We start from the raw sequence: 19,669 nt of genomic DNA, 5'->3' as shown, positions 1-19,669 counted from the left end.
GGATGAGGAGAAATGAAATTTGAAATTGTTTCAGTTCCTTCATTTTGGGGAACTGATTTAAAGCAAAAGCTTATTTCAGTTCAAGAACGAAATAATAAACTTGTTGTGCTGTTTCCGGGGAGAAATTACTCTTGTGAACTTCCGCTTCTTTACTATGCGGGGAATGTCGCGCTTCAACACAATTATGATTTATTTATATTGGAATACGGATATCAAGCTGCACGAACCGGTTTTGACATGAATGATTTAACTAGAGTAATAGATGAATGTTATGACTCCATTAAGAGCAAAGTAGAGAGCTATAATGAAATTATTTTTATTAGCAAGAGTATGGGGACTATTGTGGCAGGTGAGGTTCACAAAAGATTGCAAATAAAAGCAAAGCATATTTACTTAACCCCTTTAGTTGAAACGATTCCATTCATTAATGCATCAGAAGGAATTGTCATTTATGGTGGGAACGATCCGTACTTTACAAGGGAAAATGCAATTGAAATTGAAAGCAAACAAAGAGTTTTTGAAATTCCAAATGCAAATCATGGATTAGAGTCCGGAAATATAGATGAAAACCTTACTATATTGATGAAGGTTATAGATTTTTATAAAGGTGAATTACAGTTAATTAAAGAATGATATAATTAAAATTATTAAGTTTTAGATAAATAAAGAGGTGGAAATTATGGAAACTAGTGCTGATGTTTTAATAATTATCGATTTACAAAATGGTGTGTGTTACAACAAAGAACATTTGTTTGGATTAGAGGGATTACTAAATAAAGTAAATGAAAGAATTTCGTTATACAGAAAGTTGAATAAACAAATTATTTTTGTTCAACATTGTGATGAGGAGCTCATACCCGGAGAGGAACTTTGGGCTATTGATGCTAAACTTGATGTCCAAGAACAAGATTTTTTGATAAAAAAGATACATGCAAATTCTTTTTATAGAACGAACTTAAAGGAGATTTTAAATCAATTAAATGTACACAGTATAGAATTTTGCGGTGCCCAAACAGAATACTGTATGGATGCTACTATTAAGTTTGCTCATGGACTGGGGTACAAAAACTTTATGGTGAAAAACGCAACCTCCACATTAAATAATTCTTTTATGTCTGCAGAAGTGACTATTAATTTTTATGAAAAGATGTGGAATCATAGATATTTAGAATTTGTATAAGATGATAAGAAATCTTAGATGTTTTATTCATACTAATATATAGTTCAACACATAAAGCTGCAGCAGATCGAATGATCGGTTGCGGCTGTTGTTTATGTAAGGGCAGTTTAATCCCAATATGTGGTATTATGAACTTTGTTGTTTTCAGATGAAATTCTGCTTGAACCTGACGTTACGTAATGATTTATGATGAACATGAATAAATTCGAAATCGAAGGAGTAACGGACATGAGAAAGCTCGTATTGTTTATGCATGTATCGCTGGATGGGTATGCGTCGGATTTGAACGGAGGACTCGATTGGATTCCGTATAACGAGGAACTAGAGAAATACGCCGAGGAGGTCGTTGCCGAGGTCGAAGCTCCCGTCTATGGGCGTACGACGTATCGGATGATGGAGGGCTACTGGCCCACGATGTTGGACAATCCTGATGCGTCAGTCCATGAGATGGAGCATGCCAGATGGCTGCAGGATGTTCAGAAAATCGTCATTTCCGGAACGATGGACAAGGCGGAATGGGACAATACGATACTGATTAAGGAGAATATCGCAGAGCAAATCAAGGAGCTTAAAGAGCAGCCAGGGAAAAATCTCGTCATCTTCGGCAGCCCGGGAGCGGCGAAAACACTGCTTGAGCTTGGCCTGATCGACGAATTCTTGCTGACGATTTGTCCGGTCGTCTTGGGCAGCGGTAAATCGGTATTCGAAGGCAGCGAGAAAGTTAAGCTCAAGCTGTTATCCAGCCGAACGTTCAAGTCGGGTATTATTGCGACCCGTTATGAGTTGGAGAAATAGCCATACCGTTACGCAACGAGGATGAAGCTGCCGATATTGTCGGCAGCTTCATTGCGGTGCAAGTTATTTTTTTACCACAGGTACCCAGAACTCGCCGTAAAAGTTGCCCTCTCCGTTATCCTCGCGATAGGTCGCATTTGGTCCGCCGATGTAAGCATAATCAGTGATTTGGGACAAGACTTCGCCAAAAGCAAGGTAAGTCAACTGATCAAACAGAGTCTCCTTGTCACCCGTTCCCGCGACAACGATGTACTCGCTCTCCGGAAACTCGATCATGCGGGTAGCGTCAGCCACTGATTTTCCAGCTTCCACAGCAAAATAATTCCACGGCTTGCCTTGATATACCTCGTTCACGGACCATTCACGGTCATCTTTTGCAGCGTCTTTGAGCTTAGCAAATCGCCCGTCAGCCTTGAGTTTGCCCCAGAATTCGGCTTTTTCCTTTTGCAAAGCTGTCATGTCCTGGAAATTGGACTGGATTGAAAAACCGTATGCGGTTAATGTGAACGATTTTTTGTGCTCGATTGTATATTCTGCTGCCATAAGAGCTCCTTTCGAATTTCGCAAAGATTAGGCGTCGACTTTTTTTGCGCGAAGCCACATTTCGCCGTAGAATTCACCGTTTTCGGCTGCTTTGACGAATGTTGAGTTGCCAGGTCCTACGTATTTGTAGTCAGTAACTTCTTGCAGCAGGCCGCCGAAAACTTTGCCTGTGATTTCATCAGCAAGGCTGTCTTTGTTAGAGCCTGTGCCAGGCACAACGAGGTAGTCGCCGGCGAGGAAATCGAGGACGATCGCGTCTTCCACCTTGAAATCACCCATCACGCCGAAGCCGCGCCAAGCCTTGCCATCGAGCACGTAATTGATTTGATATTCTTGCCCGTCAGCCAGCGCGAGAAGCTCAGCAAGCTTACCGTTTTCGGTGATTTCAGCCTTTTTCGCTGCCGTTTTTGCTGCGTTGCCTGCCCAGTCGTTGAAGTCCTCGAATGAAACACCGAAAGCCGTCATTTTGTAATTTTCCGAGATCGTTTTGATGGAGTAGTTAGACATTTTTATTATCTCCTTTGTGTGTTTACTTTGACAAGATTGATTCTATTTGCCGAATGTATCAAAAAATGATACTTTTTTGATACAATAAACACATGAAGAAAACAGAACGAGTAAACCTAATCATGCGCTATATCAATAACCGCGCGCATTTTACGATTGCCGAGATTCAGCGGGAGTTCAAAATTTCCCGCGCGACGGCGATTCGCGACATTAACGAGATCCAGGCGATGGGTTTTCCGCTGACAACCGAGCTGGGGCGGGGTGGTGGCTACAATGTCCTGCAAAATCAGTATTTGCCCGCTGCACGTTTCACGCCGGATGAGCTGAAGGCGATTTTTATCAGTTTTATAGCCTCGAAAAACTCACAGCTGCCCTATCTGCAAAATCGCCGCTCGATCACGGAAAAACTTATCGGCATCGCATCGCAAACGCAGCAGGACGAGCTAATCGAGCTGAATCATATTTTGCTTTTTGAAAATACGAATCCTGCAAATCCGAATCTGTTGGAGCTCGACGATGCAGCGCCCGCGGAGTTAAATCAGTTGATTTCGCTTGCTGTGCGAGATAAGCATTTGCGCATGACGTATGAACCGAGTCCCGGCTGGCCGCAGTTGCTGGATGTTTTTTTGCTGCATATTTTCAACTCGAATGCCCAGTGGCTAGTCGAGGTTTACGATTTTGATACGGATGAATTTCGTTATTTGCCGGTTGATTTGCTGCGGGATTCCGCCATTTCCGAGGATGAGATGAAACACTCCGAGCAAGAGATTTTAAGCAAAAAACGGATCGGTGCGCGTCAGTCCAATCTAGTTGTGAAGCTTGACGCGGCTGGGATTCAGCGTTTTAAACGCATGCACCCGCCGGGGATTATTTTGTCCTTTACCGGAATGTTTCAGTCGAGCGGGATTTTTAATGTTCAGCTCGATGTGACGGATGCTGAGGAACTGGCTTACTACGCGGATTGGCTGTTATTTTTGGGGAAAGGGGTCGTGTTTGAGCGTATTCCAGCAGAGCTGCGTTTGATTTTGGAAGATCGTTTGACCCATCTAAGATTTCCTAACTAGTCTATTGCTGTATAAAAGTTAAATTTAGCGACGATACTTCTAAATATCTAGTATATTTGGAGGTTATTTCTATGAGTCAACAACTGAGTTATGATAAAACTCATCTTTTAATATCTAGCTTTTTGAACGAAAGCAATGATAAAGTGTTTTGTTTTCTGACAGCAGATCATACAAGCGGGAATTCTTTCGTGCTTAAGAGATACTGCAAGGATAACGTTCATGCAGCTTATATGAATTTAATGTCTGCTAGATCTACTAAATCGTTGATCCTTCAAATGCTGCATTCGATAGAAGTTCCTTTTGTCAAACAATATCAAAATGATTATTTAATTCACTTGTTGTGTTCGGAACTGGCAAAAAAGAAGATTTCTCATTTTGTCTTCGATAATATTCAACAATTTGAAACGAGCACGAATATCTCTGAGATATTCGAGCTGTTAAGATATCTAAATATCAATTCGGATGTTCGGTTTATTTGCATAGGCTCTAGAATGCCGGTGAGTTTATCCGCGGAAATTACGAGGCGCAGCGAGTTTTTAAACGTCATATAAAAAACTTGAAATGTTCCGTTAGATCCCGATCAGCCGATCGGGATATTTAACGTAATCGTAAACCAAAGTACTCGACCTCTAATGCCTCGAAACTAACCTGTAAAACCTCGCAACAATAAATGGAATACAAAATTTCAGCTGCAGCGTTTGTCAGATCATGATCCAGATGTAACGAAATACCGGGTGTTGTCTATCATGATTCTATTACTCAAAAATATCCCCTATAGTTGTTAAATTTTGATATAGTCGTGGTATATCATGACTACTTAAAAAATTGAGTATTATACAGAATAGCCATCGGTTATTTAGTTTTTAGCAAAATACGATCCAGGCAGCCGCGGTGCGGCTTCTAGTGTAATTGATTTATTTTAGTCGATATTGTTACAATGTAACTAATGAAGCGAAGTCTTAAGGAGGAGAACGATGTCCAAGAGCATTTATCAACTGGACTGTAACATAGCACAGACCCTCAATATTATAGGGGACCGATGGACCCTGCTGGTGATTCATGAAATTATGACGGGAAAGAAGACCTTTAACGAAATCAAGCAAGCACTTAAGACGATTTCGGCGAACGTTCTATCCGAACGGTTAAAGCAATTGGAGGAGGACGGACTTATTGCCTCCAATCTATATTCCGCGCACCCCCCCCGTTATGAATATGAATTAACGGAAAGCGGACGTGACTTGGAGATGGTATTAAATGCTTACCTTCTGTGGGGGAGAAAACATTTGGACAAAAGCTATAAAGTGATGAAGCATGCAGACTGTGGCCACGAAATCGAGATGCGTTATTATTGTCCCAAATGCGAAAGCTTGGTGGATCATATATCAGTCGAGCGAATTGCCGGCAGCTGCACTTGATATAGTAAATGAGTCGGGCTAGTTTAAACCCGGCAATTTTTACGAATAGTGAGTTGTAAAAATTAACTCGGTATGATAAAGTGACTTTAGAGATGGTAATAATCGTAAGTTTGCAGATCCATTTTTTATCAGTTAGTTAATTATTATGACTAAGTATAATTTACTAATCCTAAGGAGAGACGGAAATGACTGAAAAAATGAAAGCAGTAGGACTCTACAACTATTTGCCGATTGATGATCCAGAAAGTTTAATTGACATTGAATTGGAAAAACCTAAACCTACGGGTAAGGATCTGCTTGTGCGGGTCAAGGCGATTTCGGTAAATCCGGTCGACTATAAGGTTCGGGCCCCCAAGGAGCGTACGGAAAGCGTTCCTCGCGTGCTTGGCTGGGATGTATCCGGTGTCGTTGAAGAGGTAGGACCGGAGGTTGCGCTGTTTCAACCTGGAGATGAAGTGTATTATGCCGGAAGCATCACGAGGGCTGGCGGCAACAGTGAATTTCATCTCGTAGACGAACGAATTGTTGGATGGAAGCCGTCCAGCTTGAATTTTGCCGAAGCTGCAGCTCTTCCGCTGACCTCGATTACGGCTTGGGAAAGCTTATACCACCGTCTGGGGATTTCTACTGTCCCTGGCAATAACAGCGGGAAGACGATTCTGATTATCGGAGCCGCTGGCGGTGTAGGATCGATTGCAACACAGTTAGCGAAGCATGCGGGTCTTACGGTTATCGGAACCGCTTCCCGACCTGAATCCATCCAATGGGTCAAAAATCTCGGTGCGGACAAAGTGATTAACCATTTTGAACCCTTCGTTCCTCAATTGAAAGCAGCAGGGTACGAGAATGTTGATTACATCCTCTGCTTGAACAGCACGGAGAAACACTGGAAAGAGATGGCTGAAGCCATTGCTCCCCAAGGCAAGATTTGCTCGATCGTAGAAACGGAGGAACTGCTGAATTTAACATTGCTTAAAAATAAAAGTGCAACCTTTGTATGGGAGTTTATGTTTACCCGTTCGACGTACCAGACGCCTGATATGATTGAGCAGCACAATCTGCTTAACGATGTAGCGGCACTCATCGATCAAGGTATCATCCGGACGACCACTAACGAAATCCTGTCTCCGATCAATGCGACGAACCTGCGCAAGGCGCACGCTTTATTGGAAACAGGCCGTACGGTTGGGAAGATTGTTTTGCAAATGTGAAATGAGGTGACCTGTTTATGGATACTCAAAGAGATAAGGCCGATGCTTTGATTATCGGATTTGGCAAGGGCGGAAAAACGCTGGCGCCATTTCTGGCTTCGCAAGGATTAAAGGTAACTCTCGTAGAGAAATCTCCGATGATGTATGGAGGAACTTGCATTAATGTGGGCTGCATTCCGACTAAGGCGTTGGCACATGAAGCCCATCTAATCTCACTGAACGAAGAACATACTCTGGAAGAAAAGAAGAGTAAATATGCCAAAGCGATTAAGGAGAAAGATGCTCTTGTTTTCCTCCTGCGCACAAAGAACTTCAACAATGTAAACGAACAGCCAGGTGTAACGGTAATAACCGGAACGGCTTTTTTTTTGTCGCCTAATGAAGTGCAAGTCGATACGACTGAAGGAACAATCATTGTAGAAGCGGACCGAATTTTTATTAACAGCGGGGCTAAGCCGGACGTACCGGGCATTCCTGGCATTACGAGCGATCTTGTCTATACAAGTGCGGAGCTATTGGATTTAAATCAATTGCCTGCTCGCTTGGCCATCATTGGCGGCGGCTACATTGGAGTGGAATTTGCCTCGATTTATGCGAGCTTTGGTTCGAAAGTTACGCTCCTTGTAAGAGGAAATCGCTTCATGCCCAAAGAGGATCCGGACATAGCCAAAGAAGTGCAGCGCACTCTCGAAAACAAAGGCGTCCAAGTCTTGTTAGAGACAGAAGTAAGCGAGATCGTAGATACGGGACAGACGGCGAAGCTAGTTTTGAAGTCTGCCGATGGAACAGTGGGAGAACTGGAGGCGGAAGCCATTCTGACAGCAACGGGACGTTCCGCCAATATCGAAGGATTAGACCTCCAAGCTGCAGGCGTGGAAGTTACCAACCGCGGGCTGTATGGAAAGGATCTCCGTACGACGGAGGATCGTAAAAACATTCCGTATTCCGTCTTTATTGATCCTCCGTTATCGCATGTCGGATTAACGGAGGAGGAAGCGTTAAGAAGGGGATATTCTGTAAAAGTGGCAAAGCTTGCGGCAGCAGCCTCGCCAAGAGCCCGTCAGCTGAAACAGACGGAAGGCTTGTTGAAAGCCGTAATCGACGTGGAGACCAATGCTCTGCTTGGATTTACAATGTTTGCTGTGGAATCAAGCGAGGTCGTTAATACGGTTTCTACCTTTATGAACACCGGGCAGCCTTATACGGTGCTTCGTGATACGATTTTTACGCATCCTTCCATGTCCGAAATTCTGAAAGATCTGTTGAATACAATCTAAACCATTGTGCAAACATGAAGGGGCTGTTCCATTTGTGGCATATTAATGCCTTATGGGGACAGCCCCTTTTTACTTTGCTGCCACCGGGAATTTTCGAGTGAGAGCGCATAAGGTTCATATAGCCGTCCATTTCAGGACGGCTTTGCTTTTTTCAATGGGGCGCTTCTTGTTAGACAGCTGTATATTTTTAACAATTTGGAAAAGCAATATAGAAAGGTTAGGCGCATACAGTTATGACTGAGTGTTTTATAAGATTGCTATTACAGGAGGGAAGAGGTTGATACCCATCGAAACGAAGCGTAAAGCCGTTATGAGCCACTGGAACGCTCCACGGACCTTTGTGCGGAACGAAGGACAAACCCGTGGTGACATTTGTTATTATTCCAATAAGTCAGGAAGCCAGATTGCGTTCTCCCCTGATCAGGTGCTTTTTGTTTTCACCGGTAACATGCAAGAACAACAGGTAGGCATGGCGCTATCTCTCCGATTTCTTGATGCGAACAAGGATGTACTCCTTGATGGTCTTCATCAAACTTCAGAGAAGGTTCATTATCTTATCGGAAACGACCCTGGAAAGTGGCATACCGGCCTTTCGGCTTACAAGGAAATTATGTATCGTGAACTGTGGCCTGGGATCGACTTGGTCTTCTATGAAGATAAAGGGAATTTCAAGTATGATGTTGTGGTAAAGCCCGGTGCTAGAATCAGCGATATTCGGTTTGAGTACCAAGGATCGGAAGGACTCATGCTAAGTGAGGAAGGAAATCTTCACATTCGCACCTCGCTTGGCCTTCTGACAGAAGAGAGGCCCGTTTGCCACCAATTCATTGATGGTCGGAAAGTGCAAGTGGCAGGCCGATTCGTTCTACAGGAGGATGCTGCTGTCTATGGCTTTGAGGTGGGTGAAGAATATCGGCCGGATTATGAACTAATCATTGATCCGGCGCTTGCTTATTCGACTTACCTCGGCGGAAGCGATACGGATATCGGTTATAGCATCGTGGTAGATGGTCAGGACAATGCCTATGTGACCGGTCAAACGTTATCGCTGGATTTTCCGGTCACGCCGGGAGTATTTCAGCCCTTTAAAGACGGCTCTTCGAGCGTATTTGTCACTAAAATAAATCCGGAAGGCTCCGCGCTTATATACTCAACCTTCCTTGGCGGCAGCAGCGCGGATCAGGGACGCGGCATTGCCGTTGATGCATCCGGTCAAGCCTATGTTACAGGGCAAACTCTTTCCCCGGATTTCCCCATAACGCCGGGGGTACTGCAGCCTTTTCTGAGCGGCGGCCAAGATGCATTCGTTACCAAGCTAAGTCCGGACGGGGGCTCTTTAGTCTATTCTACTTATATTGGCGGAGAGGGAGTAGATACCGGGTTGGGTATTGCCGTGGACGGCATAGGCAACGCCTATATTGCCGGAGGAACTTCGTCGTCCAATTTTCCGAATACGAGTGTGGTTGAACCATTTATTGCAAGTGAGAATGCGTTTGTTACGAAAATAAATACGACCGGCAGCGCCATTGAGTATTCCGCTTTACTTAGCGGACACGGGCTTGATGAGGCGCATAGCGTTGCGGTTGACGGAGCCGGCAGCGCGTACGTGACAGGATCTACGACTTCGGTTGATTTTCCAACGACGCCGGGAGCCTTTCAGATTTCATTAACCGGGGTAATTGCCGCTTTCGTCTCCAAATTTAACAACAATGGATCGCTATTATACTCTACCTATCTGACCGGCGGGGGAGATGACGAGGGGAATGGCGTTGCGGTAGATGACTTTGGTCAGGCCTACGTTACGGGGAGCACAACTTCGCATGATTTTCCGATTACCCCTAATTCCTTTCAACCCTTCTACGGCGGCGGAGCTTCTGACGCTTTTGTAACGAAGTTAAGTCCAGACGGCAATTATTTGGTCTATTCGACTTTTCTCGGGGGAAGCGAGTCCGATGCAGGCAATGGCATAGCGGTTCGATCGGGCTTTGCTTATGTGACGGGAAGTACGGGATCGTTTAATTTTCCGATCACTCCCGATGCGTTCCAGCCATTCCGAGCGGACGGGGGAGACGCGTTCCTTGCGCAGCTGAATATTATGGGCAACGAACTTGTTTTCTCCACTTACCTGGGCGGCAACGCAAGCGATGTCGGCAATGCTGTCGCTGTCGACAATTCGGATTGTATCTTCTTGACCGGTCAAACTTCCTCTTTCAATTTTCCGGTCACGCCGGGAGCGTATCAACCGTTCTTGCGTGGCGGCAGCGATGCCTTCGTGCTGCGATTCTGCTTGAGCCTTGGAACAGTTATCAAAAAGTTTCCGGACCGGTTCGAAGTGGCTAGAGGAGAGCAAGTCGTCTACACAATCGATATTCAAAATCCAAGTGCGGCAACACTCACAAATGTGGTTGTTCAAGACCCTTTCCTTGGCCTATTCGAAGTCATTCCGGTCATTCCGCCATTCTCCAATCATATCGTCCAATTTGTCTTTATCGTACCTTTTGACCATCCGTTGGGGCCGATCACCAATACGGTGTTTGTAACCTCAGATCAGTTCTCGGAACCGCCCCTTACGGCCGAGTCGGAAATTCTTGTAACCGGAACTCCGCTTCTCGTCGCCAGCAAAAAGGTAAATCCGCCCGCGGCCTTTCCGGGAGATACGGTTATTTTCACCCTTATTCTCGAAAATCACGGCGATATTGATTTGTTTAACGTCCATATTGTGGATCCGCTGCTTGGATTGGATCAATTTATCGGCGATATTCCGCCGGGCGGGGTCTATATTATAGATTGGCCGTTTATTATTCCTCCCGACGCGCAGGCTGGACTGTCCATTGCGAATTTCATGACGATCACCTCGGATAATTTGCCTCAGCCGGAGGAAGTAGGAACGGTAGTCGAAGTGCTGCCTGTTCCTAGGCTGGAGATTATTAAGGAAGCAGACCGGAATATCGCGTTTCCTGGAGAAAGCGTTCGTTTTTTCATCACCGTTATCAACTCAGGCAATGTGGAGCTTACGAACATTCGGATATTCGATGATATTACCGGATCGGAATTCTTCATTCCGGTGCTTTTTGCCGGGGAGAGCAGAACGATCGATATCGTCTTTGACATTCCGCTTGAAATGCCTCCTCAACTCTATATCAACACGGCTTCAGCTACTAGCGATCAAACAGGGGAACCCGTCATCGATAGTGCAGAGGTGAATGTTCTTGCGGATGCGAGGCTTGGCATTGTCAAAATTCCGGAGACGTCAAGCGTTGCGCCGGGGCAAACGATTCTTTATACGGTAGTCCTGGAGAATATCGGGAATGTGCCGCTTACCGGAATTCGCATTATCGATCCGCTCCTTGGCATTGATGAGTTTGTGCCCGATCTGGCAGTAGGCGAGATTCGACAACATGTCTTCCCATTTATTGTTCCTCGGGAAGCTTCGATCGGATCGGATATCGTGAACGTCCTGACCATTGAAACGTCCGAGACCGTTCCTCAAGAAGCGGAATCCGTTATTTCGGTAACGGGGGTAGGTCTATCGCTGCTGAAGGAGCCTGATCGATCGATTGCCCTTCCGGGCGATCTGATCACTTATACTCTTACGGTTACGAATTTGTTAAACACACCGCAGACGAATGTTCTATTAAGCGATTCGCTGCTCGGGTTAAGCGAATCGATCCCTGTCCTCCAACCGAACGAAACCATTACACGCACTCTGACGTTCTCTGTTCCTGCCGATGCATTGGAAGGGAGTGTTATCCGCAATACCTTCATCGTTGAATCGGATCAATCGCCTCAGCAGGAGACGAATGCCGATGTTGTCGTTGTACTGCCACCTGGGCCGGCATTATTAATTCAAAAGCTTCCTGACCGCAATACGGTGCATCCGGGCGAGACGATCACCTATACGTTAACGGTAACGAATCTGTTTAATATTGCACAGACGAATGTCTTGCTTGTCGACGAACTGCTGGGGCTGAATGAGACGATATCATTACTTCCCGCAAATGACACCGTTACGTTAACGTTGACGTTCACCGTTCCTGTCGATGCGGCAATCGGCAGCATTATCCGCAATACATTCAGGGTTTCTTCGGATCAATCGGCTGAACAGGAGACGGCAGCCGAGGTTATTGTAGAAGCGTTTCCAGGCCCATTGCTGCTTGTTCAAAAGGTTGCCGACCGCAATACGGCTGCGCCGGGCGAGACGATTACCTATACCGTTTCGGTTACGAACCTGCTTAATGTCCCTCAGACTAACGTCCGATTAAACGATCCTTTTCTAGGTGTAAACGAGACGATCCCGCTGCTTTCGCCGAACGGAACGGTAACACTAACCTTTACGTTTACGGTTCCTTTAAGCGCGGTACCCGGCACTATTCTTCGCAATACCGTTGTAGCCGCTTCGGATCAATCTCCGGAGACAGAGACGGTTGCCGAGGTCATCGTGCAAAATCCGCCGGGACCCGCTCTATTCATTCGCAAGGTTGCCGACCGCAATACGGCCTCGCCGGGCGAGACGATCACCTATACATTGACCGTTACAAATCTGCTCGCTACACCTCAAACCAATGTCGTGTTGACGGATGTATTGCTGGGGCTTAGCGAGACGATTCCGTTACTCATTGCCGATGGATCAATCAGCTTAACGTTGACGTTTACCGTTCCTTTGGATGCCGTAATTGGCAGCACTATCCGCAATACGTTCATAGCTTCTTCGGATCAATCGCCGGAAGCGGAGACGGTTGCGGAAGTTACAGTTCAAGAACCACCGGGTCAGACGCTGCAAATTCAAAAGGTTGCCGACCGAAATACAGCTGTGCCGGGCGATATGATCACGTATACGCTAACGGTTACAAATCTGCTGAACGTTCCGCAGACGAATGTCGTGTTGACCGATGTCTTGCTTGGACTCGAGGAGACGATTCCAACCCTGCCGGCGAACGGTGTAATTACTCTGACGCTGCCGTTCACCGTACCTTTGGACGCCGCCGTTGGAAGTGTCGTCCGGAATACGTTTATCGTATCGTCGGATCAATCGCCGGAGCTTGAGACCATTGCCGAGGTGCAAGTCGAGTCTTCGCCTGGACCGGAAACGACGCTTATCGTTCGCAAACGGTCCGACAGGAGCTCCGCATTACCCGGCGACACGATTCGATATACAATCGAAGTGACCAACACCGGTGTAATACCGGCTACCAACGTTGTCGTAATTGATTCGTTAACCGGTCAATCGTTCACCATTCCGGTTATTGCGCCGGGCGGGACGGAGAGGGTGAATTTCGAGTTCGCGGTGCCGCCGGGAACAACGCAAGGAACGGTAATCGCGAATCGCGTAACCGTTACCTGGACGGAAAAACCTCCTGGTTCCTTGCCTGTCGAGGATGAACAAAGAGTTATAGTGGCTGATCCCGTAGAGCTGCCGGAATTGGAAGTCGAAGCAACGCCGGAATTGCCGAAGCCCGGGGAGACGGTAACCAAAACCATTACCGTCACGAACGTCACCAATAACACACTGACCAATGTTCGCGTCTTCGATACGCTGCTTCGTTTCCAGACGACCATACCGTCGCTCGCGCCTGGAGAGAGACGGGTGTTCACCCTTCAGCTGCCAATCGCGCCTGGAACACGGGGCGGTACCCGCTTCAGAAACATTGTCACTATTTTCTCCGACCAGACGCCTCAGCAGCAGGAAGAGGTTGATATCGAGGTGCAGTCCATCCCTGACGCATCCTTAACCGAGTCGGTTGATCCGTCAATCGGAAAACCGGGCGAGACGGTGATCTTCACCATTAAGTTCTGCAACACAGGGAACGTTCCTCTGTTTAACGTAAGGTTGAACGCACCGCTGCTTGGCATCGAGGTACGTATTGTGGAATTCGAAGCGGGAGCATGCGAGACGCTTCGGATCCTGTTTGTGCTTCCTGAGGTAGAGGAAGATACCGTCCTTGTAAGTCCGGCAACGCTCGTATCCGACAACGGTCCTACTAGGCAAGCAAGTGCCTCGGTAACGATCATTGTAGAGGAAGAATAGTAAAAAATCGCCCAACTTTATGAATAGAGGGGGGCGATTTTTTTTGCTCTGATTTAAACGTGCAGCTCCGGAATGAACACCGGGCAGCCCTATACGGAGCTACGGGATACCATTTTTACGCATCCTTCCATGTCCGAAGCTCTTAACGATCTTTTAAATACGGTGTAAAGACGTCGGCGTGGCACAAGTCGTTATACCAGAATCTCAACAATGATGACATCACACATGTTGTGCGGCTGTCATCATTGTTGTGGCTACTTTGTTACCCCAGTGCCATATATTTTTACTTTCACTTGCAGATCAAAGACTAAACGAGGGTATATTCTCTGCCATTCATCCCAGTCCTTCTGCCCATTATAGTGAGCGGCTGTATACATCATGCCGAGCCCGATCGGATCTAACTGCACCTTTTGCATTTTATGAAGCAGGGCAAGAAAGCGTTTGGTTGAGGCTTCTTCTGTCGCTTCTTCGTACTCTCCCCAGTCATTCTCAAACATTCGCTGGCTAGACTGCTCAACGATACCACCAAACCAGACCTTTATTTTCACTCTCTCCTTATTTTTGGGGCTAAATTTGAACGACCGTTTGAATCGCTCCGTCGCTAGCGTATACTCTATCTCTTTGGTAATTGTAATAATCTCGAAGTACTGATAGTGGTACATTAATTCATTAAGAAGCCTTGTTTCCTCTGGATTTAGAGCCAATTTCATTTTCTCTTTGTTGAATAAGCAAACTTGATTGATCATAAAGGTTTTACCTTGCGACTTGACGATCGGCAAGAAGGGATCCATACCCTTTTCATTCATTCTCCGATAAAAATCAAACAATTGGGCAGTCATTATATATGCGGATTCCGTCCCGACTTTGCCGAAGCTAAGCGTAAGCGCATTGGTGGGCATTCGTTCAGAACTTGTCGTCGTATTTAGAATATCGGTGGCCGAAGGGGAGCCAATCATCATGTAGGCTATCCCTTGAATGTCTCTTTTTCGCGTAAAAAAGTCAACGGCTTCGCTGATCCCCATCTTTGCTAAAGATTCGCCAATGACGAGTATTTTGGTGTGGCCAAAGTCCAGCTCCTTATCTAATCATCCGCAGGGCTTCCGGAATCGTATCAGATGTCTGGCTGATGATCTGAGACTTCATATCTCCCACCTCAAATTTGGCTGATGGGATAGCTAGTTTGAGTGAAACGAGGTATTTATCCTTTCCGTCAACTTCCTCTTTATCCAGCCCTATCGCCAGCACAAAAAAGCGTTTATCGATATCCTTGAAGGAGGTGGATACGCACCCCGTAGTTAGCATGACAAACATAGAGGCAATCAACAGTATTCGTATCACAGCGGTTTTCCTTTCAGAGATAAAACGTACACAAGCAAGACGAGACAGATTTCACTCCATAAACGAACATTTAGCCAAGACCATGCAGCATAGGTAATCGTCTTCTCGTCCATTAATTGAAAGAGCACTTCGGTAACGATCCCAATAATACCAAACACGATAATGGGATGAATATCAGGACGCAGCTTAATTTTTTTGGGAACGAATCCTTTGATAAGCTGATAGCCGATGTGCCACACAACGGTTGTGAACAACAGGGACAAATTTAAAAAAAGCAATAGATAGACATAAACCATTCTTTCGACAAAACCGTACTCCATATGGAATGCATCGGCAGTCGATACCCAGACATAAACGTATCTCTCGACCCCTTCTGTTCCGTGAATGCCGATTGGAATAAAAAAAGTGACAGCGAGTACCCCGATGCCCAGAATCGGGATAAACCACAAGTGCCGAAGACTAAGCTTAGAGGTTAGCTCCCGATTAAAAATGACAATGTTAATATAACCGGTAAAAACGTAGGAAGCCGCGCTAATGGATTGGATGTTCGGCAGCTTAAACATAGAGTCGGTTGCAATGTTCCAAACGGCATACCAATTCATATATTCGCTTGTCACGGCCTTAAACAGAATGATTAAGACTAATGGCACGCTGACAAGAAGCACGATCTCCATTAGATAAAGTACGGTCTTGGTTGATTGGGAGGCACACCAGCAGATAATAAGCAAAAAAAAAGCCGCTAACCAGACAGGCGACAGCTCTGGGAGCATATACCGCGTCATAATAATGGCATACGAGGTGACGACGACCATTCCGGATATAAACCACATTAACGCGACATATAACAAGATCGGAATACCTAGAAAAAAGGGGAGCCGGCGAGAGAAAATCTCTGGCAGACCTTCGCTCTTGAACGCCATCATCGCTTTGGTGAAGAGAACCGTTAGTATCGTACTGATCAGCACTGCGCTTAACATGCTTGTGACCGGTGCGTCATGCCGACGCATGATTAAGATGCTGGGCACATACAGAATCGTATTGATCAGCATGCACATCATAATGGAATAATAGTAATATCGTTTCAAAGAGACGTGCTCCTTTACTTATAGCTTTGATTCTTTTCGTTAACGAATAGTTTCAGGAATGGTTGGTCAAAGCTTCTTAAGTTTGTCAAATAACAAGCAAAAGCAAATAATCCGCCGATCACGCCAATCAAACCAAACAAGCTTGCGAAAAAAATCAAAGGATAACGGATGGCTCTTACGGCGAAGCTCATGGTATTAATCGGGATGACAAAATTGGAGATAGCGACCGCTGAAGTGACGATAATCATAATGCTGCTCACAAGCCCGGCTTGCTGAGCAGCCTGTCCAAGAATAAGACCGCCAACCGTTGTAGCCGTGCCCCCAATTACTTTGGGTAATCGAATACTTGCCTCCGTCAATGCCTCTGTCATAAATAACATAAAAATCACTTCGATATAGGAGGGATAAGGGACGGCGCCGCGACTTCCCGCTATCGAGAGCGCCAGTTGCACGCGGAAAAATTCAGGGTTAAAGGAAACGACGGCTATATACAGGGCAGGCAAGCTAATCGTTAGGAGTAAAGCAATATAACGAAGGGCAACTAGGCCTTTCGCAACCCAATACGGTAAATACAAATCATCCATGGACGACATAAAGTCATAAAATACGGAGGGAATAATAAGAACAAAGGAAGTTCCCTCAAGAAGGATGACCATTTTGCCCTGCGATAAATTCAACACAATCCGGTCTGGTCGGTTCGTAAGTATCATGGTTGGAAATAACGATTTTTTTTTGCCATTCAGTATATTTTCCAGCTGTCCTGTCGCTTGCAGCATCTTTACATCAATTTGAGAAAGTTTTTCCTTCACTTTTGCGAGAATGGATGGATCGGCAAGCTCAGCATCATAGATAAGATAGCCAGTTGTTTTTGAGATAGTCCCAAGCTCATAACGTTCCATCTGAAATCCATTGGATTGATAACGGTGGCGGATGATATTCAGATTGGTCGTAATATTCTCGGACAGCGCTGACTGCGGTCCTTGAAGCGTTGTTTCGATGTCTGAATCGACTGGTGTATCATTTATTGCTTTCTCTGCTTTGAAAAAGTAATAGTTTGTTGGGGTGATCAACAGGGCATTGCCATTGATAAGCTCATAATAGAGCTCTTGCTCCGTTGCGACTGTTTTGCAAATGCAAACGGATTGAATATATAACTCCGGTTCCAGAAGGTTGAAAATCGGTTTAATCAAAAGGGTGTCTATTTTTTCTGTCTCAATGACTGTACTTATATAATAGATCCGAAGAGGAACTGTTGCCTTGATACTTTGGGTTTGGAGCTCCTTTGAATAGCTCTGGACTTGTTGGATGAAGCGAGAAATCTGTTCCACTAAGGTTCCTCCCGCATAAACGTTATAGCCCTCAGTCTTTCCCAAGCTTTTCCTGTTTAAGCACAACTTAGAGGTATCCACGCCCGCAAAAAAAGACAGCTTCAGCATTTTATCTGCTGTAAGCTGTCGTTCATGTTTATTTCGCAAGCTCCGGAACCTGCTGCTCAACGTAGGAACGCACGGCTTCCGCATCGTCCAGATCAAGCACGGCTTCCGCGAGGGAAGTCAGTTTCTCGCGGTCTAAACGCGAGAGAAGCGCGCGGGCGGGAAGGACGGCCGATGCGCTCATGCTGAATTCATCCAGCCCCATGCCAAGCAGAATCGGAATGGCGATTGGCGTTCCCGCCATTTCCCCGCACATGCCTACCCACTTGTTCTCCTTATGGGCCGCCCGGATAATCTGATCGATCAACCGGAGGACGGGAGGATGGAGGGGATCGGATAAGTAGCCAAGCTTCGGGTTCATCCGGTCGGCTGCCATCGTATATTGCACGAGGTCATTGGTGCCGATGCTGAAGAAGTCGACCTCCCGTGCGAACCGGTCCGCCATTTGGGCGGCAGCAGGGATTTCGATCATAATACCGGCTTCAATCCGTTCGTTAAAGGCGATATTTTCGCTTCTAAGCTCCTGCTTAGCTTGCTCGAGCAAAGCCTTGGCCTGCCGCCATTCGCCAAGCGTAGCGATCATCGGGAACATAATTTTCAGATTGCCGTAGGCGCTTGCGCGCAGAACGGCGCGTAGCTGAGTCTTGAAAAGCTCCGGCCGGTCCAGACAAATCCGGATCGCTCGGTAGCCGAGGAAGGGATTGTCTTCCTTCTCGAGCTGCAGACTTGGCAGCTCCTTGTCGCCGCCGATGTCCATCGTCCGGATGACGATGGAAGCACCTTGGCCAAAGGCCTCAGCCGCATCTTTATAAGCGGAGAACTGTTCATCCTCCGTAGGCAGGTCGGAGCGGCCCATGTACAGAAACTCGGTACGGAACAAGCCGACACCTTCTGCACCTTGTTCATGCGCCTGACGCGCATCTTGCACGGAGCCAATGTTGGCGACCAGTTCAACCTGATGTCCGTCCGCGCTAACCGAAGGCTTGCCGCGGAATTGCTCAAGCAGTGCGCGTTGTCCCGCGGCAGTTTCTTGCAGCGCTTGATATCGGGCAAGCTCTTCGTCTTCCGGCTCGACCAGCACAATTCCGGCTGCGCCGTCTACGATAACGAGCTGACCGTCCTCAATACGCAGCGCTTCATCTCCGGCGCCAACAATCGCGGGGATGCCGACCGAACGGGCAATAATGGCGGAGTGAGAGGTGCGCCCACCAACAGCCGTTACGAACCCGCCAATCACAGAAGGATCAAGCTGAGCCGTATCCGAAGGCGTCAGATCGAAGGCGAACAGGATAGACTTTTCTTTTGAATGCGTAGCTGTTGTTGAAGCCGGAACGGAATCGGCGTCCGTGCCGTGACCAAGCTTACGAATGACGCGGCGGCTGACATCGCGGACATCCGCCGAGCGCTCCCGCAAATACTCGTCATCAAGGGAGGCGAGCATGTCGGCTACTTCTTCGCCGGATTCGTTCATCGCCGCTTCCGCCTTGTAACGTTGTCCGCGGATCCGTTCCTGTGCCGCGCCAATCAACTCTTCGTCCTCAAGCAGCATCAAATGCGCTTCGAAAATTTCGGCTTCCTTCTCGCGCCCGTCCGTTATCATGCGGTTATGAAGCTCTTCAAGCTCACTACGCGCTGCCGCCACAGCAGAATCGAAGCGGCTGAGCTCAGCCGCTTCTTCTCCTGCTTCGACGTAAGTTATTCCTTGAGGAACAGCCTCTTCGCGGAGGATAACCGCACGGCCGATTGCGTAACCTTCCGATGCGGCGACCCCTTTTATCTCGATTGCCATCATTTTG

Annotated in this window: 16 protein-coding genes; 9 read left to right on the top strand and 7 right to left on the bottom strand. The window is 46.7% G+C overall.

The genetic code is table 11. The annotated features are described in order from the left end of the window. Positions 1 to 12 precede the first annotated feature (12 nt). The 3 genes from CFI03_RS16565 (at position 13) to CFI03_RS16555 (ending at position 1,975) form a co-directional block, all read left to right on the top strand. On the top strand, positions 13 to 633 hold the full coding sequence (locus CFI03_RS16565) for an alpha/beta hydrolase (RefSeq protein ID WP_248758072.1): 621 nt from the start codon (positions 13 to 15) through the stop codon (positions 631 to 633). Between the two features lie 46 nt (positions 634 to 679). Continuing rightward, complete coding sequence (locus tag CFI03_RS16560) at positions 680 to 1,180, top strand: cysteine hydrolase family protein (RefSeq protein ID WP_248758071.1); 501 nt, start codon at positions 680 to 682, stop codon at positions 1,178 to 1,180. Positions 1,181 to 1,408: 228 nt separating this feature from the next. After that, complete coding sequence (locus CFI03_RS16555) at positions 1,409 to 1,975, top strand: dihydrofolate reductase family protein (protein WP_248758070.1); 567 nt, start codon at positions 1,409 to 1,411, stop codon at positions 1,973 to 1,975. A 63-nt stretch (positions 1,976 to 2,038) separates the two neighbouring features. Here the strand turns inward: CFI03_RS16555 and CFI03_RS16550 are convergent, their stop codons facing one another. Beyond that, positions 2,039 to 2,518, bottom strand: a complete 480-nt coding sequence (locus CFI03_RS16550; RefSeq protein ID WP_248758069.1) for a GyrI-like domain-containing protein — start codon at positions 2,516 to 2,518, stop codon at positions 2,039 to 2,041. A 27-nt stretch (positions 2,519 to 2,545) separates the two neighbouring features. Beyond that, the gene (locus CFI03_RS16545) at positions 2,546 to 3,025 is read right to left on the bottom strand and encodes a hypothetical protein (protein ID WP_127493926.1); all 480 of its coding nucleotides are present in this window, start codon (positions 3,023 to 3,025) and stop codon (positions 2,546 to 2,548) included. A gap of 92 nt (positions 3,026 to 3,117) precedes the next feature. Between CFI03_RS16545 and CFI03_RS16540 the strand changes: the two genes are divergently transcribed. From CFI03_RS16540 to CFI03_RS16515, 6 genes are all read left to right on the top strand, one after another. Next, entirely contained in the window at positions 3,118 to 4,089 is a 972-nt protein-coding gene (locus CFI03_RS16540) for a helix-turn-helix transcriptional regulator (protein ID WP_283094572.1), read from the top strand. A 71-nt stretch (positions 4,090 to 4,160) separates the two neighbouring features. Next, the gene (locus CFI03_RS16535) at positions 4,161 to 4,640 is read left to right on the top strand and encodes an AAA family ATPase (protein WP_248758067.1); all 480 of its coding nucleotides are present in this window, start codon (positions 4,161 to 4,163) and stop codon (positions 4,638 to 4,640) included. A gap of 423 nt (positions 4,641 to 5,063) precedes the next feature. Next, positions 5,064 to 5,504 carry a winged helix-turn-helix transcriptional regulator gene (locus tag CFI03_RS16530; protein ID WP_248758066.1) on the top strand — a complete coding sequence of 147 codons (441 nt, stop codon included), beginning with the start codon at positions 5,064 to 5,066 and terminating at the stop codon, positions 5,502 to 5,504. A gap of 185 nt (positions 5,505 to 5,689) precedes the next feature. Then, complete coding sequence (locus tag CFI03_RS16525) at positions 5,690 to 6,715, top strand: zinc-binding alcohol dehydrogenase family protein (protein ID WP_248758065.1); 1,026 nt, start codon at positions 5,690 to 5,692, stop codon at positions 6,713 to 6,715. Between the two features lie 17 nt (positions 6,716 to 6,732). Beyond that, entirely contained in the window at positions 6,733 to 7,992 is a 1,260-nt protein-coding gene (locus CFI03_RS16520; protein ID WP_248758064.1) for an FAD-dependent oxidoreductase, read from the top strand. 277 nt (positions 7,993 to 8,269) lie between these two features. Continuing rightward, a complete protein-coding gene (locus CFI03_RS16515; RefSeq protein ID WP_248758063.1) occupies positions 8,270 to 14,017 on the top strand; it encodes a DUF7507 domain-containing protein in 5,748 nt (1,915 codons plus the stop codon). A 254-nt stretch (positions 14,018 to 14,271) separates the two neighbouring features. On the opposite strand, the gene CFI03_RS16510 is transcribed toward CFI03_RS16515, so the two are convergent. From CFI03_RS16510 to ptsP, 5 genes are read right to left on the bottom strand one after another with little or no spacing between them, the layout of a single operon-like run. Beyond that, the gene (locus CFI03_RS16510; RefSeq protein ID WP_248758062.1) at positions 14,272 to 15,039 is read right to left on the bottom strand and encodes a Ger(x)C family spore germination C-terminal domain-containing protein; all 768 of its coding nucleotides are present in this window, start codon (positions 15,037 to 15,039) and stop codon (positions 14,272 to 14,274) included. A gap of 55 nt (positions 15,040 to 15,094) precedes the next feature. Continuing rightward, complete coding sequence (locus CFI03_RS16505) at positions 15,095 to 15,355, bottom strand: Ger(x)C family spore germination protein (RefSeq protein ID WP_248758061.1); 261 nt, start codon at positions 15,353 to 15,355, stop codon at positions 15,095 to 15,097. Continuing rightward, a complete protein-coding gene (locus tag CFI03_RS16500) occupies positions 15,352 to 16,440 on the bottom strand; it encodes a GerAB/ArcD/ProY family transporter (protein ID WP_248758060.1) in 1,089 nt (362 codons plus the stop codon). Before CFI03_RS16500 ends, CFI03_RS16505 begins: the two co-directional genes overlap by 4 nt. 14 nt (positions 16,441 to 16,454) lie before the next feature. Further along, positions 16,455 to 17,915 (bottom strand): spore germination protein, encoded by a 1,461-nt coding sequence (locus CFI03_RS16495; RefSeq protein ID WP_248758059.1) that lies wholly within the window; start codon positions 17,913 to 17,915, stop codon positions 16,455 to 16,457. After that, positions 17,905 to 19,665 carry a phosphoenolpyruvate--protein phosphotransferase gene (gene ptsP / locus CFI03_RS16490; protein WP_248758058.1) on the bottom strand — a complete coding sequence of 587 codons (1,761 nt, stop codon included), beginning with the start codon at positions 19,663 to 19,665 and terminating at the stop codon, positions 17,905 to 17,907. The genes CFI03_RS16495 and ptsP overlap by 11 nt, the downstream gene beginning before the upstream one ends. Positions 19,666 to 19,669: the final 4 nt, after the last annotated feature.

This window comes from Paenibacillus sp. ATY16 (genome assembly GCF_003399985.2).
In the GTDB taxonomy this organism is placed as follows: domain Bacteria; phylum Bacillota; class Bacilli; order Paenibacillales; family Paenibacillaceae; genus Pristimantibacillus; species Pristimantibacillus glycanilyticus.
The sequence above is the reverse complement of the archived record's forward strand: the minus strand, read 5'-3'. Positions and strand labels throughout refer to the sequence as shown.